The 22,363-nt window shown below is 70.1% G+C and carries 27 protein-coding genes; 13 read left to right on the forward strand and 14 right to left on the reverse strand.

Features of this window, described 5'->3' with window-relative positions; genetic code table 11:
* The first annotated feature begins 70 nt into the window (after positions 1 to 70).
* The gene (locus AC07OZ_RS06925; protein WP_495466406.1) at positions 71 to 352 is read left to right on the forward strand and encodes a hypothetical protein; all 282 of its coding nucleotides are present in this window, start codon (positions 71 to 73) and stop codon (positions 350 to 352) included.
* Positions 342 to 2,216: a glycoside hydrolase family 19 protein gene (locus AC07OZ_RS06930; protein WP_495466407.1), complete on the forward strand. Its 1,875-nt coding sequence runs from the start codon at positions 342 to 344 to the stop codon at positions 2,214 to 2,216. The genes AC07OZ_RS06925 and AC07OZ_RS06930 overlap by 11 nt, the downstream gene beginning before the upstream one ends.
* A 206-nt stretch (positions 2,217 to 2,422) precedes the next feature.
* On the opposite strand, the gene AC07OZ_RS06935 is transcribed toward AC07OZ_RS06930, so the two are convergent.
* From AC07OZ_RS06935 to mltG, 11 genes are all read right to left on the reverse strand, one after another.
* Entirely contained in the window at positions 2,423 to 2,971 is a 549-nt protein-coding gene (locus AC07OZ_RS06935) for a hypothetical protein (protein WP_495466408.1), read from the reverse strand.
* Positions 2,972 to 3,033: 62 nt separating this feature from the next.
* Positions 3,034 to 3,195 carry a DUF1328 domain-containing protein gene (locus AC07OZ_RS06940; RefSeq protein ID WP_067270282.1) on the reverse strand — a complete coding sequence of 54 codons (162 nt, stop codon included), beginning with the start codon at positions 3,193 to 3,195 and terminating at the stop codon, positions 3,034 to 3,036.
* A gap of 281 nt (positions 3,196 to 3,476) precedes the next feature.
* Positions 3,477 to 4,199, reverse strand: coding sequence for a hypothetical protein (locus AC07OZ_RS06945; protein ID WP_495466409.1), 723 nt, complete (start codon positions 4,197 to 4,199; stop codon positions 3,477 to 3,479).
* 27 nt (positions 4,200 to 4,226) lie between these two features.
* Complete coding sequence (locus tag AC07OZ_RS06950) at positions 4,227 to 4,889, reverse strand: OmpA family protein (protein ID WP_495466410.1); 663 nt, start codon at positions 4,887 to 4,889, stop codon at positions 4,227 to 4,229.
* A 181-nt stretch (positions 4,890 to 5,070) separates the two neighbouring features.
* Positions 5,071 to 5,337 carry a hypothetical protein gene (locus AC07OZ_RS06955; protein WP_495466411.1) on the reverse strand — a complete coding sequence of 89 codons (267 nt, stop codon included), beginning with the start codon at positions 5,335 to 5,337 and terminating at the stop codon, positions 5,071 to 5,073.
* A gap of 187 nt (positions 5,338 to 5,524) precedes the next feature.
* Positions 5,525 to 6,283, reverse strand: a complete 759-nt coding sequence (locus tag AC07OZ_RS06960) for an ankyrin repeat domain-containing protein (RefSeq protein ID WP_495466412.1) — start codon at positions 6,281 to 6,283, stop codon at positions 5,525 to 5,527.
* Position 6,284: 1 nt separating this feature from the next.
* Positions 6,285 to 7,070: a TatD family hydrolase gene (locus tag AC07OZ_RS06965; protein ID WP_495466413.1), complete on the reverse strand. Its 786-nt coding sequence runs from the start codon at positions 7,068 to 7,070 to the stop codon at positions 6,285 to 6,287.
* Positions 7,071 to 7,176: 106 nt separating this feature from the next.
* Positions 7,177 to 7,566 (reverse strand): PilZ domain-containing protein, encoded by a 390-nt coding sequence (locus AC07OZ_RS06970; protein ID WP_088407064.1) that lies wholly within the window; start codon positions 7,564 to 7,566, stop codon positions 7,177 to 7,179.
* A 76-nt stretch (positions 7,567 to 7,642) separates the two neighbouring features.
* A complete protein-coding gene (gene holB, locus AC07OZ_RS06975) occupies positions 7,643 to 8,707 on the reverse strand; it encodes a DNA polymerase III subunit delta' (protein WP_495466414.1) in 1,065 nt (354 codons plus the stop codon).
* The gene (tmk, locus tag AC07OZ_RS06980; protein WP_495466415.1) at positions 8,701 to 9,312 is read right to left on the reverse strand and encodes a dTMP kinase; all 612 of its coding nucleotides are present in this window, start codon (positions 9,310 to 9,312) and stop codon (positions 8,701 to 8,703) included. Before tmk ends, holB begins: the two co-directional genes overlap by 7 nt.
* A gap of 77 nt (positions 9,313 to 9,389) precedes the next feature.
* Positions 9,390 to 10,385, reverse strand: a complete 996-nt coding sequence (gene mltG, locus AC07OZ_RS06985) for an endolytic transglycosylase MltG (protein ID WP_495466496.1) — start codon at positions 10,383 to 10,385, stop codon at positions 9,390 to 9,392.
* 109 nt (positions 10,386 to 10,494) lie between these two features.
* On the opposite strand from mltG, the gene ygfZ reads away from it, so the two are divergent.
* From ygfZ to AC07OZ_RS07005, 4 genes are read left to right on the forward strand one after another with little or no spacing between them, the layout of a single operon-like run.
* The gene (gene ygfZ / locus AC07OZ_RS06990) at positions 10,495 to 11,478 is read left to right on the forward strand and encodes a CAF17-like 4Fe-4S cluster assembly/insertion protein YgfZ (protein WP_495466416.1); all 984 of its coding nucleotides are present in this window, start codon (positions 10,495 to 10,497) and stop codon (positions 11,476 to 11,478) included.
* The gene (locus tag AC07OZ_RS06995) at positions 11,475 to 11,816 is read left to right on the forward strand and encodes a DUF4936 family protein (protein ID WP_495466417.1); all 342 of its coding nucleotides are present in this window, start codon (positions 11,475 to 11,477) and stop codon (positions 11,814 to 11,816) included. Before ygfZ ends, AC07OZ_RS06995 begins: the two co-directional genes overlap by 4 nt.
* On the forward strand, positions 11,816 to 13,552 hold the full coding sequence (locus tag AC07OZ_RS07000; RefSeq protein ID WP_495466418.1) for a cation:proton antiporter domain-containing protein: 1,737 nt from the start codon (positions 11,816 to 11,818) through the stop codon (positions 13,550 to 13,552). The genes AC07OZ_RS06995 and AC07OZ_RS07000 overlap by 1 nt, the downstream gene beginning before the upstream one ends.
* 52 nt (positions 13,553 to 13,604) lie before the next feature.
* The gene (locus tag AC07OZ_RS07005; protein ID WP_495466419.1) at positions 13,605 to 14,846 is read left to right on the forward strand and encodes an alpha/beta hydrolase family protein; all 1,242 of its coding nucleotides are present in this window, start codon (positions 13,605 to 13,607) and stop codon (positions 14,844 to 14,846) included.
* On the opposite strand, the gene AC07OZ_RS07010 is transcribed toward AC07OZ_RS07005, so the two are convergent.
* Positions 14,847 to 16,295, reverse strand: a complete 1,449-nt coding sequence (locus tag AC07OZ_RS07010) for a hypothetical protein (protein WP_495466420.1) — start codon at positions 16,293 to 16,295, stop codon at positions 14,847 to 14,849.
* A gap of 191 nt (positions 16,296 to 16,486) precedes the next feature.
* On the opposite strand from AC07OZ_RS07010, the gene AC07OZ_RS07015 reads away from it, so the two are divergent.
* The 5 genes from AC07OZ_RS07015 to AC07OZ_RS07035 all read left to right on the forward strand — a co-directional run bounded on the left by AC07OZ_RS07015 (position 16,487) and on the right by AC07OZ_RS07035 (position 19,453).
* Positions 16,487 to 17,017: a GbsR/MarR family transcriptional regulator gene (locus AC07OZ_RS07015; protein ID WP_067270264.1), complete on the forward strand. Its 531-nt coding sequence runs from the start codon at positions 16,487 to 16,489 to the stop codon at positions 17,015 to 17,017.
* 73 nt (positions 17,018 to 17,090) lie between these two features.
* A complete protein-coding gene (locus tag AC07OZ_RS07020; RefSeq protein ID WP_495466421.1) occupies positions 17,091 to 17,642 on the forward strand; it encodes a thiol-disulfide oxidoreductase DCC family protein in 552 nt (183 codons plus the stop codon).
* Positions 17,639 to 18,520 carry an NAD-dependent epimerase/dehydratase family protein gene (locus AC07OZ_RS07025; RefSeq protein WP_495466422.1) on the forward strand — a complete coding sequence of 294 codons (882 nt, stop codon included), beginning with the start codon at positions 17,639 to 17,641 and terminating at the stop codon, positions 18,518 to 18,520. Before AC07OZ_RS07020 ends, AC07OZ_RS07025 begins: the two co-directional genes overlap by 4 nt.
* Positions 18,502 to 18,891: a DoxX-like family protein gene (locus AC07OZ_RS07030; protein WP_495466423.1), complete on the forward strand. Its 390-nt coding sequence runs from the start codon at positions 18,502 to 18,504 to the stop codon at positions 18,889 to 18,891. Before AC07OZ_RS07025 ends, AC07OZ_RS07030 begins: the two co-directional genes overlap by 19 nt.
* Before the next feature lie 85 nt (positions 18,892 to 18,976).
* A complete protein-coding gene (locus tag AC07OZ_RS07035; RefSeq protein WP_495466424.1) occupies positions 18,977 to 19,453 on the forward strand; it encodes a DUF2269 family protein in 477 nt (158 codons plus the stop codon).
* A 76-nt stretch (positions 19,454 to 19,529) separates the two neighbouring features.
* Here AC07OZ_RS07035 and AC07OZ_RS07040 read toward each other — a convergent pair whose 3' ends face one another.
* The gene (locus AC07OZ_RS07040) at positions 19,530 to 20,126 is read right to left on the reverse strand and encodes an ATP-dependent Clp protease proteolytic subunit (RefSeq protein WP_495466425.1); all 597 of its coding nucleotides are present in this window, start codon (positions 20,124 to 20,126) and stop codon (positions 19,530 to 19,532) included.
* Between the two features lie 94 nt (positions 20,127 to 20,220).
* On the opposite strand from AC07OZ_RS07040, the gene AC07OZ_RS07045 reads away from it, so the two are divergent.
* The gene (locus AC07OZ_RS07045) at positions 20,221 to 21,087 is read left to right on the forward strand and encodes a sigma-70 family RNA polymerase sigma factor (protein WP_495466426.1); all 867 of its coding nucleotides are present in this window, start codon (positions 20,221 to 20,223) and stop codon (positions 21,085 to 21,087) included.
* On the opposite strand, the gene AC07OZ_RS07050 is transcribed toward AC07OZ_RS07045, so the two are convergent.
* On the reverse strand, positions 21,066 to 21,761 hold the full coding sequence (locus AC07OZ_RS07050; protein WP_495466427.1) for a hypothetical protein: 696 nt from the start codon (positions 21,759 to 21,761) through the stop codon (positions 21,066 to 21,068). The genes AC07OZ_RS07045 and AC07OZ_RS07050 overlap by 22 nt on opposite strands.
* Before the next feature lie 81 nt (positions 21,762 to 21,842).
* On the opposite strand from AC07OZ_RS07050, the gene AC07OZ_RS07055 reads away from it, so the two are divergent.
* Positions 21,843 to 22,358 (forward strand): GAF domain-containing protein, encoded by a 516-nt coding sequence (locus AC07OZ_RS07055; protein ID WP_495466497.1) that lies wholly within the window; start codon positions 21,843 to 21,845, stop codon positions 22,356 to 22,358.
* Positions 22,359 to 22,363 lie beyond the last annotated feature (5 nt).

Raw genomic sequence — 22,363 nt, forward strand, 5'->3', positions numbered from 1 at the left:
TGAGGTCACAGGACGAATTCCGAACATGGGCGCTCCGCTTCAACCGAAGCCATCAACCCGGAGTGCCCTCATGAAATCACTGTTCGTCAACCTTCTCTCCCTGCTTCGATGGCCGGCTCGTCCGGCCATTTCCGTTGCTGTCACGCCGATGCTGTTCGGCGCCCTGGTCGTCACCGCCTGCGGAGGCGGTGACGCATCGATGCCCGACGCCGGCATCGCGAGTGCCGCGGCAGTCACCGCCCCCGCCATTCCCGTGAAGCGTCAGACGCTCTACGAAAACAGTGGCGAAGGTTCCTACGCGGAAGCCGTCCAGAACTACAACCAGATCGGCGAGGCGCTCTATGGTCAATGAGATCCCGACACGGACGCGTGGCGGCGGTCACTACCTGCGCCTCGCGCTGGCCATCGTCATCGCCGCCGGTGCCGGCGCGCTGATCCTGACGGCGCCGGTCTTCTCCGCCGCCGACAACTCCCCGGTCAACGCCGCCGCCTGGAACGCCACGACGGCCTATACCGCCGCCAACCAGTACGTCACCTACCGGGCCGTCGTCGACGGCCAGACAAAGGAAGGCGTGTTCGTCAACGCCTGGTGGACGCAGGGCGATGCCCCCAGCTTCGTCAACAACGACGGTCCGTGGAAGCTGGTGGGCCACGCGAGGGTGGTCGGCGCCGACGGCAGCATGAGCGTCGAGCTGGCGCCCGCCTGGAACGCGGCGTCGGCCTACACCGGAGGCGCGATCGTCTCGGCGACCTGGCAAGGTCAGTTGAGCTGCTTCAAGGCCAAGTACTGGAACAGGAGTGCCGATCCCACCCAGCCGGTGGAACACGACTGGCAGACGCCATGGGAGACCCTCGCCGGTTGCCCGAGCGCGCTGGCGCCCAATCCGCCCACGCTCCCGCCGACCCAGCCCGTGCCGCCCACCGACCCGGTGATACTGGCCCCGGACGTCGCCGAGACGCCATCGATCGACGTCATGATCGACAAGCTCCCGCCCCAGCCGGCGGAGGAGGCCGTGACACTGCCCATCGGCACGCCGGTGGTGCCTCCGGTCATCACGGGCCTGCCACCGCCGGCCACGCCCGCACCGACCGGCGACGTCGGCAGCACCTTGCCGGCGGACGGCTACGCCTTCCTTCGCCAAGTCACCGACGCCGACTGGGACTGGATGTTCCCGATGCGTTCCGGGCGCCTGGTCGCCGATGGCGGCGCGCGCAATGCGGCTCCGTTCGCGAAGGCCGACGGCTCGACCGACACCTTCACCCTGCCGGCCTTCCGCCGCGCGGTCCTGGAATACAACCGGTGGGCCAAGGGCAACGGCTACAAGCAGTTCCTGAACGAAGGCACGGTCAAGCAGCAGGCGCAGGAATTCCTGGTGTTCTGGGCCAAGGCATCGCGCGAGACCTCCGGCTCCTGGGAAGGCGCGCCGGCCCCGTGGATCCAGCCCTACCAGGACCGCGCGGGCGTGCGCACGCAGGTCTGGAAAGGCGGGCTGTACTGGGTCGAGGAAGTCGGCTATGCCAGCAATGCCGACGGCACCAGCCCGGCGCTGGGCTACATCGACGCGGGCTCGACCGACTTTCCGCCGGTCAAGGGCCGCTCGTACCATGGCCGCGGGATCATCCAGCTGTCCTGGAACTACAACTACGGCGCCTTCTCCTACTGGCTGCATGACAACGGCCTGATGCGCGACGTCGTCCCCGCTCGCGACATGCTGTTGCAACGTCCGGACCTCGTCGCCTCCAACGGCGCGCTGTCCATCCTCTCGGGGGTGTGGTTCTGGATGACGCCGCAAGGCCAGAAGCCCTCGTCGCACGATGTGCTGTACGGCGACGTGACCCACGTGTCGACCTCGGGCACCGATGCCGGCCTGCCGCAGCTGAGGACCGGCATGACGGTCGCCGGCAAGACCACCGGCCCCGTCGCCCCGGGCGACACCAGCGACGAAGGCGTGATGGCATTCCGCATCGGCACGATCATCAACATCGTCAACGGAGGACTGGAGTGCAATGGCGCCGCGTCCTGGCACAACGGCCCGCCGCAACGGGTGAGCTACTACAACGCGTACACCACCTACTTCAACGAGCGCATCGCCAGCCTGTCGGCGACCCGTGTGTCGAAGGCCGCCAACCTCTGGACGGCGAAGATCTCGGACAGTTCCGATGAGACGGTGAAGAGCGCGACCTGCTTCAACCAGAAGTCCTATTACGGCTGGTGAGCGGGCTGGTGAGCGGCTGGTGAGCGGCCGGCGCCCGCGCCGGCATGACCCATGAAAAATGGCGCCCGTGGGGGCGCCGTTGCAGTGGGTGTCGACAGGGGGATCCGGACAATGTTCGAGTTGTGCGTCCGGATCCGCCGGTGCAACGTCAGGCGCGAACGACATCGGATCGCAAGCGCCCCCCACCGGGGTTGAATCGTTCCCGATCAGCGTTGGGCGTAGCGCGCCTTGGCCGAGTTCACGCACACGTCCTTGGCATCGCCGGACAGCGTGTTGCACTTCTCGGCAGCCAGCTTGTAGTCGGCCTTCACGCGGGTTTCCTCCGCGTCATCGACGGCCGCGGCCACCTTCTTGTTCATCTTGAGTTCGGCCTTGGCCTTCTCGTAGGAGGTCTTGGCCTCGCGCTGGCACACGTCCTTGGCTTCGCCCGAGCGGTCGTCGCAGCGCTCCTTGGCCACGTCGTAGCGGGCCTCGTAGCGCGCCTCGATCAGCTTGGCCTCGTCCTTGGCATTGCCGCTGTAGTTGTATTCGAGCTGGGCCAGCGCCACGTCCTCGCGGCCCTTGGCTTCCTTGACGCAGATGTCCTTGGCGTTGCCGGACAACTGATCGCACGCATCCTTGTCGACCTTGTAGGTCTTCTTGATGTCGTCCTTCGCGCCGTCGTAGACCGACTTCGAGAAGTTGGCGGCTTGCGCCATGCCGGCGCACAGGCTCAGGGCGGCGGCGATCAGGGCGGTGGTGGCGTGCTTGTTCATGGTCATCCTTTGGTTCTTGTGGGGGGAGTCAGTGACGGGGTCGGCGGACAGGTCCGGCGACGTCACTTTCGCAGCAGGCTCATCACGAAGGTGACGACGGCCATGATCACGAAGACGAAGAAGAGGATCTTCGCGATGCTCGCGGCGCCGGCGGCGATGCCGCCGAAGCCGAACAGCGCGGCGATCAAGGCAATGACGAAAAAGACGACGGCGTAGTGCAGCATCTCGGTTCTCCTGCGCGGCACCGTGCCGCGATGAAGTGAACTTTAGGGACTGGGCCGTCCGCCACGGGCAGTCCCTCACCGCGAACGCGCGTCGGAGCCGCAACCGATGCGCTGTAGGAGAGGACCTACCAGGCCCGGATGGCCACGTCCGCGGGAGTAACGACGGCAGAACGCGCGGGTGATGCGCAGGATGGAGCGCGGGACGTCAAGGCCTGGCACCAACGAAAAAGCCGGCTCGCGCCGGCTTTCGTGGAGGGAGGAGGCGCTGCGACGTCGGCAGCTCACCAGATCTTCTGGAAGGTCACGCCGACGCGCCCGCCCCGCGGCCGGAAGGTCAGCGACGACTGCCCGCTGAGTTCCATCTTGAAGCCCTTGCGGAGGTCCGCATACGGCTTGCGGCTGTTGAACGCCAGTCCGACGCGCACCTGGCGCTGATCGCGGTTGTTGAGCCCCGGGACGTTGAGGTCATCGATCTGCGCGCGCTGCGCGTCGATCAGCGGCGTCTGGACGAAGGCGTGGGACCGGGGCCCGGTGGGCATGGCCAATCCGACCAGCACGCCGGCGTCGCCCGCCGCACCCGGGCGCAGGTTCTGGTAGGGCGTCGCGTACAAGCCGCCACCGAACGCGGCGCCTCGCTGCTCGACACCGACCCCGACCCGGAGCCCGTTGCCGGCCAGCGGCCTGGCCCACAACATCGTCTGCGTGGCCTGCGGCGCACGCCCGTACCAGCCCGCGGCGCCGGCGGACTGATTGGCGGTGGCCAGCGGTTCGGCGGCGCTCTGGGTCACGGTGTAGCGCGAGCCTGACGAGACACCCGACGAGGCATCACGCAAGGCTTGATGGCGTGTCCGCTCCGCCAGGCTCCGGCCGGAGAGCTCGACGCGATCGTCGAGCGAACTCGGCGTCGCGTCGACGGCGGGCGCCGCCTGCGCGAGCGCGGCCAGCGAGAGCGTCGCCGGCATCAGCGCGGCGCGGAGGGCGTATCGGGGGCAGAAGGCATTCATGACTCAACTCCCGTGCTTGAAAACAACTTAGGACGCGGGTTGCGACAGGAAAATCTCGATCCGACGATTGGCGGCCCGCCCGGCCTCAGTGGCATTGCTGGCCACGGGCTGTCGGCCTCCCCGGCCCTCCACCAGCAGCCGGCCGCGCCGGACGCCGTGGTGGACCAGGTATTCACGCACCGCCTCGGCGCGGTCCAGCGACAACGGGCCGTTGACCGCATCACCCGCCGAGCTGTCGGTATGGCCGACGATGGTCACGCGGACGCTGTCGTCCAGATTGCGGCTGACCTCGTCGAGCACCGGGCGCAGCGCCGGCTTGAGTTCGGAACGGCCGATGTCGAAGGACGCATCGGCGGGCACGCTCAGCTTGAGCTGGTTGTCCGGCGTACGGGCAACACTGATGCCCGCGGCGGCGCCAGCCTGGATCAATGCCTGGCGGCGATCTTCCATCCGGGAGGACCAGAGGTTGCCGCCGAGGACGGAAGGCACCGCACCCGGCGCGGCGCCGGTGGTGGCGTCGGGGGCGGGCGTGCCCGGTCGGCCGTCCATCGAGGCGCAGCCGCCCAGTGTCAGCAGCAGGCCGATCGCCAGGACCGGCAGGCTGACCGCCACCATCAGCCGCCAGCGGCTCTCGACGGAGAGGCCCAATGCATCGGCGGCGTGGCGGGTGAGGACTCGGGGGCGGCGCATGACAGTCTCCAGGAGGGCTGTGGGGCTCGGTCACACGATAAGTCGACCTTGATGAGCGTCATGCTAGGGAGATCGCGGGGCCCGCGGTGTAGTCGGCTGTCGGAAGCGCAAGTCAGACGGGGCTGACAAAGCGACGAAAAACAGCGATGGCAAACCGACGGATTCCTTGCCCCGGCAGGGATCAGGCGCTCAGCACGGCGCCGTCGGACGGCTCGTCGTCCAGCGGCAGCAGGTCGGCTTCGGTCAGCTCGGTGGCATCGACCTCGTCGTCGAACGCGGCCTGGTCGGCGGCACCGACGTGCGCGATCAGCGGCTTGTCCAGCGGGCGGTAGATGCGGCTGCGCAGGCGCGACAGACGTTCGGAGGCGGCCACTTCGTGGGCGACGCGCTCGGGATCCAGCAGCATCGCGAACGGGTTGGCGGCGAAGTCTTGGGTCGTGGTCTGCATGTCGGTCTCCAGGGGGATTCAGTCGATTCCGAAGGGCCAGCTTGCGAGGGCCTGAGGGCGTCGCCGACACCGTGTCGGCATGGAATGAACTGTAGGGACCGACCCGGTCCGCCGACAGTGGGTGGCGGACCAAACCGCGTGTCAGACGGATTCCTAGGGGAATGCCAGCAAGCGCCTCACGGCGATGTCACGGCGACGTACTCTGGCGTGACGGATGCCTCGCCCGGGCCAGCTTGTCGAGCTTGTCGGCCATCTCGTCCTGGCCCGCGCGACGGGCGAAATCGGCCGCCGTCATCTGGTGGTCGTTGCTCAGCGTGACGTCCGCGCCGGCGGCGATCAGCACGTCGGCGCCGCTGAGGCCGCCGTAACCGGCCGCCATCATCAGCGGCGTGGTGCCGTTGTCGGAGCGGGCGTCGATGTCGGCGCCCTGCTCCACCAGCCAGCGCACGAGGTGCTCGTTCGGTCCGGCGGCCGCGTAATGCAGCGCCGACCAGCCGGGCTCGTTCACCAGCGCGCCGCGCTTCACGAGCGTCTTGGCCCATTCCAGCTGGCCCTTGAGCGCCGCCAGCATCAGCGGCGTCTCCCCGGCCTGGTTGATCGCGCCGACATCGGTGCCGGGGCTCTTCAGCAGGGCCTCGAAGGCCTTGCCGGACTCCTCGCGGATCGCCACGTGCAGCGCCGTGTTGCCCTGCCGGTCGCGGACGTTGGGGTCGACGCCCTCCAGCAGCAGCTTCATCACCGTGCCGGCGTGGTCGTTGCGGGCGGCGACGTGCAATTCAGGCGGCGCCGCGGTGTCGGCCGATGCCGCCGGCGGCGGCGCTCCGAAGCGCCCTTGCGCCAGGACCGGCGCCCCGGACGTCGCCCCCAGCATCAGGCCGATGAACGCGATCGCCGCGGCGACCGCCGCCCGGACGTTCCATCCCGTCCGCCGCGGGCGGATCGCCATGTCAGGCCGCCTCCGGCAGCTGGAACAGCCGCCGCGTGTTCGCCGTGCACTGCGCCGCCAGCGTTTCGACGGACACGCCGCGGACCTCGGCGATCAGCTTCGCCACGTGCGGCACGTAGGCGGGCTGGTTCAGCTTGCCGCGGTACGGGACGGGCGCGAGATAGGGGCTGTCGGTCTCGATCAGGATCCGGTCGGCGGGCACCATCTTCGCGACCTCCCGCAGGTCCGCCGCATTCTTGAAGGTCACGATCCCGGAGAACGAGATGTGGAAGCCCAGGTCCAGCGAGGCCTTCGCGACGTCCATGGTCTCGGTGAAGCAGTGCACGACGCCGCCGGGCTGGCCCGCGTCCTCCTCGCGCATCAGGCGCAGCGTGTCCTCGGCCGCCGAGCGGGTGTGGATCACCAGCGGCTTGGACGTCCGCTTCGCGGCCCGGATGTGGTTGCGGAAGCGCTCGCGCTGCCATTCCATCTCCTCGATGGTCCGGCCGTTGAGGCGGTAGTAGTCCAGCCCGGTCTCGCCGATGGCGACGACCTTGGGATGCGCGGCGCCCGCGACCAGTTCATCAACGCTGGGCTCGTGCACCTCGTCGCTGTCCGGATGGACGCCGACGGTCGCGAACAGCTGCCGGTGCGCATCGGCGATGGCCCGGACCTCGGGGAACTCCTCCATCGTCGTGCAGATGCAGACGGCCTGCGTCACCTGGGCCGCGTCCATCGCGGCGAGCAGGTCGGGGAGCTGGGACTTGAGCTCGGGAAAGCTCAGATGGCAGTGGGAATCGATGTACATCAGAACAACTCCGCCCAGCTCATGCGGCGCATGGCCAGGCGCTGGAACGTCGGGGCGGCGGCCGATCCGGCGGGCAGGCCCACCGGCCTCCGGAATCTCGGATCGCCTAGATCGTCTGCGTGGGCTTGGCCGACGAGATGGCCGTGCCCAGCAGTTCCTCGATCTTGAGCTTGATCACGCGGGTCTTCTCGTCGCCGGGGAAACGCACGCCGACGCCCTGCGTGCGGCCGCCCGACGCATTGGCCGGCGTCAGCCAGGCAACCTTGCCGGCGACCGGGTAGCGGTTGGGATCCTCGGGCAGCGTCATCAGCAGGTAGATGTCCTCGCCCAGCTTGTAGTCGCGCGTGGTCGGCACGAACACGCCCCCCTCCGAGAAGATCGGGATGTAGGCGGCGTAGAGGGCGCCCTTCTCCTTGAACACCAGCTGGATCACGCTGGGTCGGGCACCGCCGGCGGGAGCCGGGACGGGGGCGGACGCGGGCGGCGTGGTGCTCATGGGTTTCAGGCTGAGTTCGCTCATGGCGGCAAGTCTACTCGCGGCGTCCCGGGGTCAGACTTGGTTACCGCATTGTTCAGCGCGCCGGCCGCATCGCCTGTTGCCCCTGGGCCACCAGCGACTCCATCAGCAGTCCGGCGTTGAGCGGGTGATCCGCGTGGCGCGCCGCCTGCTGCAGCGTCCTGGCCCACTGGTCCAGCGCCGTGCGCACTGCCGGCAGCTTGGGCAGCGCGTCGCGCGGGAAGTAGGCCGGCCCCGCGCCATGGGCGATGCGCATCAGGTCGTGCACCAGGCGCTGCATCGCGGCGATCGCGCGCGGCACCGGCCAGTCGGTCAGCGCCACCGCTTCGCCCTTGGCGATGCGGCGCGGCAGCTCCAGCCAGGTCCTGGCGGCGATGCCTTCCTCGCTCCACTGCAGCGCCTCCTGCGGGCGGCCGCCGGTCGCGTCCAGCAGGACGCCGGGCTGGTCGACGCCCTGCCCGGTCAGCCAGGCCAGCGCGGCCTCGCGCCCGGGCAGCGCCATCTGCAGCGGCTGGCAGCGGCTGCGGATGGTCGGCAGCAACTGCTGCGGGGCAGCGCTCGCCAGGACGAAACGCAGCAGCCCGGCCGGCTCCTCCAGCGTCTTCAGCAGCGCGTTGGCGGCGATGGTGTTCAGCGCCTCCGCGGGATAGACGACGACCACCTTGGCCTTGCCGCGTGCCGCGCTGACCTGCGCGAACGACAGCATCTGGCGGACCGCCTCGATCTTGATCTCGCGGCTGGGCTTGGTCTTGCTGGCCTTGGCCGAGGACGCGCCCTCTCCGTCCGCCTCCATCGCTCCGAAGCCCAGGGCTTCGCGCAGCGCTTCGGGCAGCAGGACCTGGAAGTCGGGGTGCGATCGCGAACGCAGCAGGTGGCAGCTCGCGCAGCGGCCGCAGCCGGGCTGGTCGGTGGACGTGCGCGCCTCGCAGAGCCAGGCCTGCGCCAGCAGCAGCGCCAGGTCGAACTGGCCGACACCCGCCGGGCCCTGCAGCAGCAGCGCATGGCTGCGGCCTTGCGTGAGCGCCTGATGCAGCGGCTCCGCCAGCCAGGGCAGCGGCAACTGGCCGCCTTCGGCCAGCGCCGCGGCGCCGTCGGCGCTCAAGGACGCCTCGGTCACCATCCCCGGCGCTCCAGCTCGGCGCGGATCTGGCCCGCGACGCCCTCGATCGTGTCGCCCGCGTCGATGCGGACGATGCGCCCCCGGGACGCCTCGGCCCGGCGCTGATAACCGGCCCGCACGCGGGCGAAGAAGTCGAGATCCAGCTGCTCCAGCCGGTCCGCGTCACGCGCCTGCGCGCGGCGCTGCGCCGCCACGGCGGGATGCACGTCGAACCAGAAGGTCAGGTCCGGCTGACGCCCCTGCTGCACCCATTGCTCCAGCGTGGCCAGCACCTGGAGGTCCATGCCGCGGCCGCCGCCCTGGTAGGCGAAGCTCGCGTCGGTGAAGCGGTCGCACAGCACCGTCTGGCCCAGCGCCAGCGCCGGCGCGATGACGCGCTGCACATGGTCGCGGCGCGCGGCGAAGACCAGCAGCGCCTCGGTCAGCCCGTCCATGTCCTGGTGCAGGAACAGGCCGCGCAGCGACTCCGCCAGCGGCGTGCCGCCGGGCTCGCGGGTCTGGACCAGTTCGGCGCCGCGTTGGCGCAGGTGCTGCGCGACGGACTCGATGTGGGTGGACTTGCCCGCCCCGTCGATGCCTTCGAAGGTGATGAATCGACCGCTCACGCGCTGTGCTCTCTCGGTACCCGGATGGAGGAGGATGAAAGGAATGGAAATCGCGGAAAAAGCGAAGCGCGGGCGCCTCAGCGGCCGCGCTGGTACTTGTTGACCGCGCGATTATGCGCGGCCAGATCCTCGCTGAACTGGCTGGTGCCGTCCCCGCGCGACACGAAGTACAGCGCCTTGGACGGCGTCGGATGCAGCGTCGCCTGCAGCGCGGCCAGGCCCGGCATCGCGATCGGCGTCGGCGGCAGGCCGCCGCGGGTGTAGGTGTTGAACGGCGTGTCGGTCTGCAGATGGATCTTGCGCAGGTTGCCGTCGAAGTCCGCGCCCAGGCCGTAGATCACCGTCGGATCGGTCTGCAGCGGCATGCCCACCTTGAGCCGGTTGACGAACACCGCCGCCACCAGGCCGCGATCGGCCGCGGCGCCGGTTTCCTTCTCGACGATGGAGGCCAGGACCAGCGCCTCGTCCGCGCTCTTGAGCGGCAAGCCGTCGCCGCGGCCGGCCCAGGCGCTCTCCAGCCGCTTCTGCATCAGCGCATGCGCGCGCTTGAGCACCGTCAGGTCGCTGACGCCCAGGCTGTAGGCATAGGTGTCGGGGAAGAAGCGCCCCTCGGGCGCCTGTCCGGGCGCGCCGAGCGCCGCCATGATCTGTTCGTCCGTCATGGCCGCCGTGGTCTGCTTCAGCGCCGGCGCGGCCGCGATCGCGGCGCGCAGCTGGCGGAAGTTCCAGCCCTCGATCAGGCGCAGCTGTTCCAGCACCTGGTCGCCGCGCACCATCTTGTCGAGCAGTTCGCGCGGCGTCACGCCGGCGTGGATCTCGTAGCTGCCGGCGCGGATCTTCCGGGCCTGCCCCGAATACCGGAACCAGGCATACAGGAATCTCGGATCGGTCTGCACCCCGGCCGCGACCCAGGCCTGCGCGACCTGCTGCGGCGGCGTGCCCGGTTCGATCGACAGCTCGATGCCCGCCTTCTCCAGCACCAGCGGCGCCTGCAGCCACCACCAGACCGCGCCCGCGCCGCCGCCGACCAGCACCACGCCCGCCACCAGCACGGACAGCAGCCAGCGCCCGATCCGGCCCGACTGCTTCTTCGTTTTTCTCGCGGTGCCGCGAGATCTGTTTTTCGCGCGTGACAAGACCCGTCGCCCTTCGTGAAATGCGGGGGCTGATGATAATCGGACCATGATCGACGACCTCCACCACGCTCCGCCGCCCGTGCCGTCCTCGGCCCTGGGTGCCGTCCGCCTTGCCGACTGGGGCGTGATCCGCGCCCAGGGCGAGGAAGCCGCCAAGTTCCTGCACACCCAGCTCACGCAAGACCTGGCCCTGCAGACCGGCGCGCAGGCCCGCCTGGCGGGCTTCTGCTCGGCCAAGGGCCGCCTGCTCGCGACGATGCTGGCGGTCAAGCCCGATGACCAGTCCGTGCTGCTGGCCCTGCCCGCCGAGGTGCTGCCGGCGACGGTCAAGCGGCTGTCGATGTTCGTGCTGCGTGCCAAGTGCAAGCTCAGCGACGACAGCGCGGCCTGGGCGGTCTGGGGCCTGTCGGGCGCACAGGCGCGCGACTGGCTGGCGGGCGCGGGGGCCGCTCCGGCGGACGTGTGGTCGGTCGGCCGCCTCGCGCTGCCCGGCGGCGGCGAAGCGCTGGCCACGCGCCTGCCCGACGACGGTCTCACGCCCCGTTTCCTGCTGCTGCAGCCGGCCGACGCGCCCGCGCCGGCGCTGCCCGTGATCGATCCCGAGGAATGGCAGGGCCTGGACGTGACGGCCGGCCTGGCCTGGATCCGCCAGGGCACGGTCGAGCAGTTCGTGCCGCAGATGCTCAACCTGGAGGTGCTGGGCGGCGTGAACTTCCAGAAGGGGTGCTATCCCGGCCAGGAAGTCGTGGCGCGCAGCCAGTACCGCGGCACGATCAAGCGCCGCACCCACCTGTTCGCGATGGACGGCAGCGATGCCGACGCCACGCCCGGCCAGGAGATCTTCCACAGCGCCGATCCGGAGCAGCCCGCGGGCATGGTCGCCGGCTTCGGCCGCCAGGAAGGCCGCCCGCTGCTGCTGGCGGAGGTGAAGCTCGCCGCGCTCGAGTCCGGCACCCTGCACCTGGGCAGCGCGACCGGCGCCGTCCTCACCCCCCGTCCCCTGCCTTACGTCATCGGAGAACCTGAATGAATGCATCGCCGCCGACGCGCGCCGCCGCGCCTCCCATCCATCCTGTCCCCCGCTCGACCGCACCGGTCGAGCTCTACGTCTACTACCGCGTCCACGCGGACCAGCTGACGGCCGCGCTGGCCGCCTTCGAACAAGCGCGCGAGGCGCAGCCGGTGCGGCTGCTCCAGCGCCATGACAACGATCCGGTCTTCCAGACCTGGATGGAGATCTACGGCCCGGAGCTGCCCGACGCGGCGGCCGCGGAACGCCGGATCGCCGCCGCCCTGGGCGCGTTTGCGCAGGGCCCCCGTCACCGCGAGGCCTTCGCCGCCGTCGCCGGTCCGGGAGCGGTGCACTGATGGAACACAACGTCTCCCTCATTTCCACACTGGCGGCGGGCTTCGGCCTGGCGCTGATCCTGGGGTTCATCGCCGAGCGGCTGAAGCTGCCCGCGCTGGTGGGCTACCTGCTCGCCGGCATCGCGATCGGCCCGGCCACGCCGGGCTTCGTCGCCGACGTCGGCATCGCCGCGCAGTTGTCCGAGATCGGCGTGATGCTGCTGATGTTCGGCGTCGGGCTGCACTTCTCGCTGAAGGACCTGATGGCGGTCAAGCGCATCGCGCTGCCCGGCGCGGTCGTCCAGATGGCTGCCGCCACGGCGCTGGGCATGGGCCTGGCGATGTGGTGGGGCTGGCCGGCGGGCCAGGCGCTGGTCTTCGGGCTGACGCTGTCCTGCGCCAGCACGGTGGTGCTGCTGAAGGCGCTGGAATCGCGCGGCACGCTGGAGTCCATGAACGGCCGCATCGCCGTCGGCTGGCTGGTGGTCGAGGACCTGGCCACGGTGCTGATCCTGGTGCTGCTGCCGCCGCTGGCGACGGTGCTGGGCGGCAACGCGACGCCGGGGGCCTCCGCCGACGCGCCGCTGTGGCGCACGATCGCCGAGACGCTGGCGCAGATGGCCGCGTTCGTCGTGCTGATGCTGGTCGTCGGCCGGCGCGTGCTGCCGTGGATGCTCTGGCAGGTGGCGCGGACGGGCTCGCGCGAGCTGTTCACGCTGATGGTCATCGCCGTGGCGATCGGCATCGCCTACGGCGCCTCCGAGCTCTTCCACGTGTCCTTCGCGCTGGGCGCGTTCTTCGCCGGCACGGTGATGCGCGAATCCGAATACAGCCACCGCGCCGCGCAGGAATCGCTGCCGCTGCGGGACTCGTTCTCGGTGCTGTTCTTCGTGTCGGTGGGCATGCTGTTCGACCCGATGACGCTGGTCGACCAGCCGCTGCACCTGCTGGGCGTGGTCGCGATCGTGATGCTGGGCAAGGCGATCGCGGCGGCGGCGCTGGTCATCGTGTTCCGTTACCCGCTGAACACGGCGATGACGGTGTCGGCGAGCCTGGCGCAGATCGGGGAGTTCAGCTTCATCCTCGCGGGCCTGGGCGTGCAACTGGGGCTGCTGCCGAAGGCCGGGATGAACCTGGTGCTGGCCGCGGCGCTGATCTCGATCGCGCTGAACCCGGTGATGTTCGCGATGATCCAGCCGCTGCAGCGCTGGGTGCTGGCGCGATCGGCTTTCGCGCGCAAGCTCGAAGAGCGGGACGATCCCTACGCCGAGCTCCCGCAATCCACCGACCGCCAGTTCCTGGAGGGTCAGGTCGTGCTGGTCGGTTACGGCCGCGTGGGGCGGCGCATCGCTGACGCGCTGACCGAGCGCGGCATCCCCTTCGTGGTCGCGGACGAAAGCCGCGAGACCGTCGAGGCGCTGCGCAAGCGCGGACTGGCGGCGGTCAGCGGCGACGCCAGCGAGCCCATGGTGCTGATCCAGGCCCACATCGCCAACGCGGCGATGCTGGTGGTGGCGGTGCCCGATTCGATGAAGGCGCGGCAGATGGCCGACACGGCGCGGCAACTGAACCCGGGCATCGAGATCGTGCTGCGCACCCACGGCGAGGAAGAATCCGAACTGCTGCGCCGGGAACAGCTGGGCACCGTGTTCTACGGCGAGGAGGAACTCGCCAAGGGCATGAGCCGGCACGTGCTGCAGCGATTCAACGCGGACATCCCGGAAGGTTTGTCGCCGGCGGCGGCGCCGGCGCATTGAGCGCCGGGCCCAGCAATCGCCGCTTTACATCGTCCGCTTAGCGTCGCCGCCCATGATCGCATCGACCTGCCCTCGCCTGCGCGCGCGCGCTCGCTCCCTGGCCCTCGGATGTGCCGCCGCGCTGGGCGCGGCGGTGCTGCTCGCTGGTTGCGGGGGCGGGCCGCCGAAGGCGCGCCTCGAGGAACAGCAGCAGCAACGGGAGTTCGCCGCTCGAGGCTACGCCCCTCAGGGTGAGCCGGTCACGACGCAGCCGATCCTGTGGCGCATGCGCGGCGACGACGTGCGCCTGAGCCTGACGATGCCGGCCAGCGCGGGCACGGCGCCGCGCCCGGTCGTGGTGTACCTGCCGGGCCTGGGCGAGTCCGAGACGGCCGGCATCCGCTGGCGCCGCGCCTGGGCCGCGGCCGGTTATGCGGTGCTGTCGCTGCAGCCGCTGGACGACGACGCGACCGCGTGGTCGTCGGAGCTGGCGCGTTCGGCGGAGTTCACCGAACTGGGCCGCCGTCACTATGCGGACGCGCAGATGCGCAAGCGGTTCACGCGGCTCGACGAGCTGCTCGCCGAGGCACAGCGGCTGGGCCGCCAAGGCCAGGGCCAGGGTCTGAACGACGCGCCGTGGCGCTCGCTGGACTGGACGAAGACCGTGATCGCCGGGTACGAACTCGGCGCGCAGACCGCGATGGTGGTGGCGGGCGAGCGGCAGCCCGACGGGTCGGTGCTGGCGCTGAAGTCGGTGCAACCGGTGGCGGCGATCGCGATCAGCCCGCAGGTGTTCGCTCAACCGGACGCGGCGCGGTATCGCGAGCTCGCGATCCCCGTGCTCGGCCTGACCGGGCCGGACGACAGCGACGTGCTCGGCCTGGTGCGCGAAGTGCAGTGGCGCCAGGCACCGTTCGCCGCGATGCCGGCAGGCCGGGGCTGGCTGCTGAGCGTGAACGAGGTCCGCCACGCCGCGCTCGGCGGCAACGAACCGCGACCCGAGGACACCGAGCGCGAGCAGAAGCGCATCCGGGCCGCCGAGGATCAGGCGCAGTCGCAACCTCAAGGCCGCCGCGGCGGCGGTGGCCGCGGCGGACGCGGCCAGGAAGGCCCGACGCGCATGGCGCCGGTCCCGGCCGTCCCCGATTACCGGCAACTGCACGAGCAGCAGCTCGGCATGGCCGTCGCGCAGCAGGTCAGCGTGGCGTTCCTGGACTGGCAGGTGAAGCGCTCCGACGCGGCGCGCGGATGGCTGAGGACGCCGGCCGCCTCGTGGATGCGAGGCGTCGGCGTCCTCACCCCCTCAAAGGACTGATCAGACCGTCAGGATCTGGTGGGGCAGCAACCAGGCGGTTTCCAGACTGACGTTGCCCGCCAGATCGACCTGCCGGATCTCCTGACGCCCTGTCAGGGTGGACCCCGCCTGCACACGCGTCCAGGCCGACTGCTCGTCAGGGCGATGCTCCAGATGCGCATGCGGCTCGAGACTGTCGAGCTGGAACTGGTCGACGACGCCCAGGAGCTCACCGATGGACGACCACTGCGGGGTCGGTGGCGGCGTCGTGTCCAGCCAGAAGTCCGCCAGCCAAACGATCTTGTCGTGGTTGCCGGCCCGATCCCAGATCTTCACGCCAATGGTCTGGGGTCCTTCCTCGAACAGTGTCTTCGGCAGCGTGTCGGTATCACCTGTGATCGATTTGCCGCGAGCATCGCGAGTAACGCGGTCGTAGTGGCCGGCGCTCCAATAATCCCCCTCCTGCATGCCGCGCAACCTCACCGGCGCCACATCCGTCAGCGCAAAGAGTCCCCGGGGATCCGGCGCGCCCAAGGCGTTCACCTTGGCCCGCACATTCACCACGTCCAGTAGCAGAGGTCCGGGCGGGGTCCGGTCGACCTCGAACTGCAAGCTCACTACCGGCAGCGGATCCTCGACGGGATCACCGGATCGCACGTCGACCTGCTTCCTCCCATCCTCAGGGAAGTGCGCATCGCTGATGACATCCCCTTCCCGGAGAGGAAGCCATGGTCCCGCATCGATCCTGAACTCGACCGGCCCGCGACGCTGATCGATTCCCTCGATCTGCACGGCGGCATCGCGGGTAAGGAGATCGCCCTTCTGCTCCTCGGTCATGCCGGTGTCGTTCTTCAGACTCAGTCGGAGAAGACCCGCGACCTCGGTCGGCACCGAGCGGTCATCGCGCGCGTCGCGCTCGTCGCGCTCGTCGCGCTCGTCACTGTCATTGCCCTCGTCGCTGCCGGTCTCATCCGTATCGACCTCCACGAGATCTGGCGAACCCTGGCCCGGGCGATCGGCGTCGCCGCCCGGCAGGATCGTTTCGCTCTCGTGCGCGGGCCGGGAGGCGCCGGGTCCGGCATCGTTCTCTGGGTCGGGCGCTCGTGGGGGCAGAGGCACGGGCCAGGCCTGCGACGGTGCCACCTCCCTCGCGTGGACCGGTTTCGGAAAGGCCTGCGGCGGAATGCGTGGCGGCGGCGGAAGCAACGCTGACCCCGCGTCGATCTCCCCCCACATCGCGCCCAACGCGGCGAAGCCCGCCACGGCTCCTGCTGCCGCCGCGACGACCGAGTCCTGCGTCGCTTCATCGGCATCCACCTGCACGTCCTGCCGGTGACCCGCCTCCTCCGCCTCGCCCGCCTCGTCCTGTGGCATCTCCTGCTCACGCGCTTGCGCTTGCGCTTGCGTTTGCGTCTGCTCTTGCTCCGGCTCGTGATCCTTGCGCCGCTGCCTCATTGCCTTTGCCGTCATCCCGCGGAGTCTCCATGCGTCAAAACCGGCAGTATCGAAACGGGGCGGCACGATGGCACTCGCCGATGAGTGCCAGCGACCGCAGCGGGTCGACTCCTCCTTGGCGGTCGGCGCCCGTTTCCCGCCACCGCCGTTCTCAAGCCCGACATTTCTGTATTGACAGAAATTTCTGTCGAGCTACAGTCGAGCGCATGGAACTCACCGACACCGCCCGCCGCTTCGTCCTCCACTGGGGCGAGATGGGCAGCGCCTGGGGCGTCAACCGCACCGTGGCGCAGATCCACGCCCTGCTCTACTTCCATGGCCGGCCGCTCAACGCGGAGGAACTGGCGGAAACCTTGTCGGTCGCCCGCTCCAACGTCAGCACCAGCCTCAAGGAACTGCAGAGCTGGAACCTGATCCGCGTGACCCACGTGCTCGGCGACCGCCGCGATTACTTCGAGACAACCGCCGACGTCTGGGAACTGCTCCGCACCATCGTCCGCGAGCGCAAGCACCGCGAGTTCGACCCGACCGTGCGCATGCTGGCCGAGCTCGTCGCCGACGAGGGGTTCCAGAACGAATCGCCCGATGCCCAGGACCGCGTGCGCGAATGCCTGCGCCTGATGCAGACGCTGGGCGCCTGGTCCGAGGAAATGATGCGGCTCTCGCCATCGACGCTGGAGAAGGTGCTCAAGCTCGGCGCCAGCGTTCAACGTTTCGTGCGCGGGGACGGGACCTGATCCGGTCCCTTTTTTTGAGCACAAATTTCTGTCTCTACTGAAATATCAAACACACCACAAACCGGAGGAAGCCATGCGAGACGTGCCCAGCCCCGATCCCACCAACGCCCCCCGCGCCAATGCCGACCCGTCGGTCTATCCGCTGACGCTCTACTTCGACGGCGCCTGCCCGATCTGCAGCGGCGAGATGCACAACCTGATGCTGCGGAACACGGCCGGACTGCTGCGCTTCGTGGACATCTCGGAGCCGGGCTTCTCGGCCTTCCCGCCGGGAACGGACATGTCCGCGCTGATGGATCTGATGCACGGGCAACGCGCCGACGGCAGGCTGGCCATCGGTGCCGAGGCCATCCGGCTCGCCTACCGGGGCGCGCAACTCGGCTGGATCGCGCGGATCATGGACCTGCCCGGGCTGCGGACCTTGTGCGACCGCGCCTACCCGGTCGTCGCCCGCAACCGCTACCGGATTCCCCGGCCCCTCGTGCGGCTGGTCTTCGAGACCGGCCTGCGCCGCGCGGCCGAGCGCCGCGCCGGACGCTCCGCCTGCCGCGACGACGCCTGCGAATACCACCCCCACGCGCATCCGCATCACGTGCGTCGCGACCGCAGCGGAGACGCGTCATGACCGCCGCATCCGTCCGATCGGTGCTGGTCTGCGGCGCCAGCGGCTTCGTCGGCCGACGCATCGTGCGCGCGCTGCGCGAGGCCGGCCTGGCGGTGACGGAAGGCAACTCCCGCACGCAGGATTTCCAGCACGACCTGACCCCCGAGGTCTGGCTGCCGCGGGTGACGGGCTTCGACGCCGTCGTCAACGCGGTGGGTCTGCTGCGCGACACGCCGCGTCGCCAGCTCGAACCGGTCCATCACCGGGCGCCCGCCGCGCTGTTCGAGGCCTGCGCCCGCGCGGGCGTGGCACGGGTGATCCAGATCTCCGCGAACGGCGTGGCGCACAGCCCCACGCGTTATGCGACGACCAAGCGCGCAGCCGATGAGGTCCTGTTGCGCCTGCGCGCCGGGGGCCGACTCGACGGCACCGTGCTGCGTCCGAGCATCGTCTTCGGTCGCGGCGGCGCGAGCGCCTCGCTGTTCATGAACCTGGCCCGGCTGCCGGTGCTGGTGCTGCCGCGCGCGGCCGTCCAGGCCCAGGTCCAGCCCGTCGCGGTGCCGGATGTCGCGCAGGCGGTGCTGCGGCTACTGCAGGATGGCGGGCCGGAGATCGTGACCGCCGTCGGTCCGCGGGCGCTCAGCCTGTCGGCGTTCATCGGCGAACTCCGGCGGCAGCGCGGCCGGGCCCCCGCCCGCGTCATCCCCTTGCCCGACGCGCCCAGCCGCTGGAGCGCCCGCCTGGGCGACTACGTCAGCGGTCAGCCGTGGAGCAGCGAGAGCCTGGCCCTGCTGGAGCAGGACAACGTCGGCGACGCTGCCGCGTTCGAGCGCGTGCTCGGCCGGCCGGCGGTGCCTGTCGAACAATTCGTGGAGGCCGCATGGGCATCGGACTTGTGAACTTCCGGCACCGCCGCACGCGTGTCGTCGCGCGGGCGGGACTGATCGCGCTGTGGCTCGCCACCGGCGCGGCCAGCCTGATCGAGCTCGACGGCCGCAGCCGGGACCTGATGGTCGCCGCGCAGACGCCCGAGGCCTGGATCGCGCCGGTCATCGTGGCGGGCGCGCTCGTCGACCTGCTGATCGGCGCGGCGATGTGGCGCTGGCATCGCCGCTGGGTGTACCGGCTGGCGGGCGGGATGATGCTGCTGATGACGGTGGTCGCGACGCTGATCCTGCCCTCGCTGTGGCTGGACCCGCTGGGCTGCCTGACGAAGAACCTGCCCGTGGCGATCCTGCTGCTGATCCTCGACGAGGACGCGCCGGCGTGACGGGCCCGGCATGGCACGACGGCGCCGCCTGACCGGCTTGAACAACACCAAACAACACCGAACAACAAGACTCCCGGAGGAAAAATTGAACACCTACCTCGTGATCAAGTGGCTGCACATCGTGTCGAGCGTGCTGCTGGCGGGCACCGGCTTCGGCTCCGCCTTCTACCTGTTCTTCGCGAACCGGAGCGGCTCGCTCGCGGCGCAGGCCGTGGTGGCGCGGCTCGTCAAGCGTGCGGATCTCTGGTTCACGACGCCGGCGGTCATCGTGCAGCCGGTCACCGGCGTGTGGCTGGCGATGACGGCGGGCTGGGCGCTGGACACGCCATGGCTGGCGTTGTCCATCGTCCTGTACCTGCTCGCGGGCGCCTGCTGGCTGCCCGTGGTGTGGCTGCAGATCCGGCTGTCGCAGATGGCCGACGCGGCGCTCGCCAGCGGCCAGCCGCTGCCGGCCCTCTACTGGCGCTATGCGCGCTGGTGGGAAGGCCTGGGCTACCCGGCCTTCATCGCGGTGCTCGCCGTCTTCTATCTGATGGTGAACAAGCCGGCGCTGTGGGGCTGAGCGCCCCGGCCCGACACGACGCGACACGACACGACGCGCCGGGGGGCAGTCCTTGCGCAGTCAGCCGCTCCGGCGTTCAGCCGCCCCGAAGCTCGGTCTTGCGCTCGATGATCCTCGAGACCAGCCCGTACTCGACCGCCTCCTCGGCCGAGAGCCAGCGATCCCGCACGATGTCCTCGAGCACCACCTCCAGCGCCTTGCCCGTCTCGCGGGCGATCGTGCGGGCGATGCGTTCCCTGGCCTTGATGATCTCGCGGGCCTGGATGGCGATGTCGCTCGCCGGGCCGCCGGCGCCGCCACTGGGCTGGTGGATGAGAAAGCGCGTGTTGGGCAGGCAGTAGCGGCGCTCGCGCGGCACCGACAGGTACAGGTGCGTGGCGGCGCTGCCGACCCAGCCGGTGCCGATCATGTTCACGGGCGCGGCGATGAAGCGCACGATGTCGTGGATCGCGTCGCCGGACTCGAGATGCCCGCCCGGCGAGCTCACCAGCACGTCGATCGGGTCGGCGCTCTCGGCGTCCAGGGCGATGAGGCGGCGCGTCACATCGGCGGCCAGCACATCGGTGACGGTGCCGAAGATCAGCAGCGTGCGGGCCTTGAAGGCCTTCTCCTCCAGGTAGGAGGTGCGCGGCTCGGTGTCGCTGGAAGGCGCGGCGGGGGTCGGATGCTCCATGGACGGTGCCCTTGTGGTTGAACTGCTGTCTTGACGAACGGGACGTGCGTCGCGTGACAGCAGAGTTGCCGATGGCCTGTGGCAAGCTCCCGCCATGCACGACGACAGCACCCGAACCTTGATGGAAGCCGACTACCGCCGCCTCGTGCGCGCGGCCGCCCGGCTGCTGGGCCCGGCAGAGGCCGAAGACGCCGTGCAGGACGCCTATGTGCGCGCACTGGAAACGGCGCCGACGGGGCTCAACGCGGCCCAGGCCTGGATGCTCACCGTCGTGCGCCACCTGGCGATCGATCGCCTGCGGCGGCGCGACTGGATGCAGCAATGGCTGGAAGCGACGCGCGCCGAGGCGTCGGCGTCAGGTGCGCCCGCCTCGTCCCTCGCGTCATCCATCGCCTCGGCGGCGCCTTCGGCCGAGATGGCCGCGGCGCTGGCGCAAGACGTGGCACGCGCCCTGCGCCTGATGGCCTCGCGCTTGACGCCGATGGACGGTGCCGCGCTCCTGCTGCATGAGGTGTTCGAAGTCGAACATGCGGAAATCGCACGCGCCAGCGATCAGTCCGAGGCCGCCTGCCGGCAGCGGCTGCGCCGTGCGCTGGCGCGGCTGCGTCAGGCGGGCAACGGGTCCGCCGGGGCGGCTCCGCGGCATGCCGACGTCGAGCCGGATGCCGGTGAAGATGCCGTCTTCCTGCAATACCTCGACAGCCTGCGACTGCGCGATCCGCGATCGCTCTGGGCGATGCTCCGGCAGCCGCCGATCAGCGCGATGTCGTCGCGCTCCGCCATCCCTGCTGCTACCGCTGCCAGCGCTTCCACCCCGTCGTCGAGCGTCGCCGCCTCCGGCGTCCTGCAGGTCGGCGGGCAACTGGGACTGGTGCTCACGCTGGACGGGGTCACGTTGTGCGTGCTGCCGCTGGGCGTGCGGGGAGCACGAGACGAGGCCTACTCGACGATCAGCGTGTAGCTGACCGCCTGCGACATGCGCGGCAGCGCGCCGCCGAAGTTCAGCGTGTGCCGGCCGCGCGGGAGCGGCTTGAGCATCACGTAGTAGCCGTTCGACGCGGACGGGAAAAGCCGCGCGCCGCTAGGATGCCGCGCCCAGGCGTTGAAGCATTCCGGGCTGGCCTGCCGATGGCGGCGGAGATCGGCGTAGCGCACGCCGTCCACTTCCAGCACCAGCATCTCGGCGCCCTCGGTGATCCGCTCGGCGTCGCGCGTCACCTGTGCGCAGGTGGGCATGCCGGTGCGTGTCGGCGTGAACACATAGTTGATCAGCGGAAAGAACAGGTACTTGTCGGCGGGCACCCGGCAGGTGCGCACGGTGCGGGCCGTGCCGTAGGTGCCCGCGAGGAAGAACACGTCGCCCGACTGGCGATTGCCGCATTGGAGGCCGGTCCGATCGGCGACGGGACTGATGTCGTCCTCGAAGGACATCGCCCACTCCCACCAGCGGCGCGACCACTCGGCCTGCGTCACCCAGCCCACCTGCTCGTCCGGGCCCAGCAGCGGCGAAGCCGGCGCCGCCGCGGACGCGGCGCCCGCGGCGGCCGGCGTCGTGGCCGTCTGAGCCCGGCAGCCGATCGTCGTCGTCAACCCGATCGCGACGGCCAGCAGCGCCGCCTTCCCTCGTGCGTTCATCGTTCCGATCTCCCTTGAACCGGGGCGCATTCTCGCCGTGACGGACGACCGCCCGGCATGACCTCCGCCACAATCCCGCCCATGAGCTTCGAACCCACTCCGCTGCTGGACATGTCCAGCGCCGAGGCCAAGCGCGCCTCGTACGACACGCTGGTCGCCCAGACCCAGGCCCTGCTGCATGGCGAGCGCGACTGGCTCGCCAACCTGGCGCAGTTCTCCGCGCTGGTCTTCAACGCCGTCCCGACGCTGAACTGGGCCGGCTTCTACCTCGTCAATCCGAAGAACGACCAGGAACTCGTCCTCGGCCCGTTCCAGGGCAAGGTTGCCTGCGTGCGCATCGCCTTCAGCCGCGGCGTCTGCGGCGCCTGCGCACGCACGCAGGAAGTCCAGCTCGTCGAGGACGTGCACGCCTTCCCCGGCCACATCGCCTGCGACGCGGCCTCGCGCTCGGAACTGGTGCTGCCCCTCGTCGCCGGCGGCCAGCTGCGCGGCGTCTTCGACCTCGACAGCCCCGAGCCCGCACGCTTCGACGCGATCGACGCCGAAGGCTTCCAGCGCGCGATCGCCGTGCTGGTCGACGGCACCGACTGGTCCTGATCCCG

Source organism: Roseateles sp. GW821-FHT09G03, assembly GCF_059416045.1.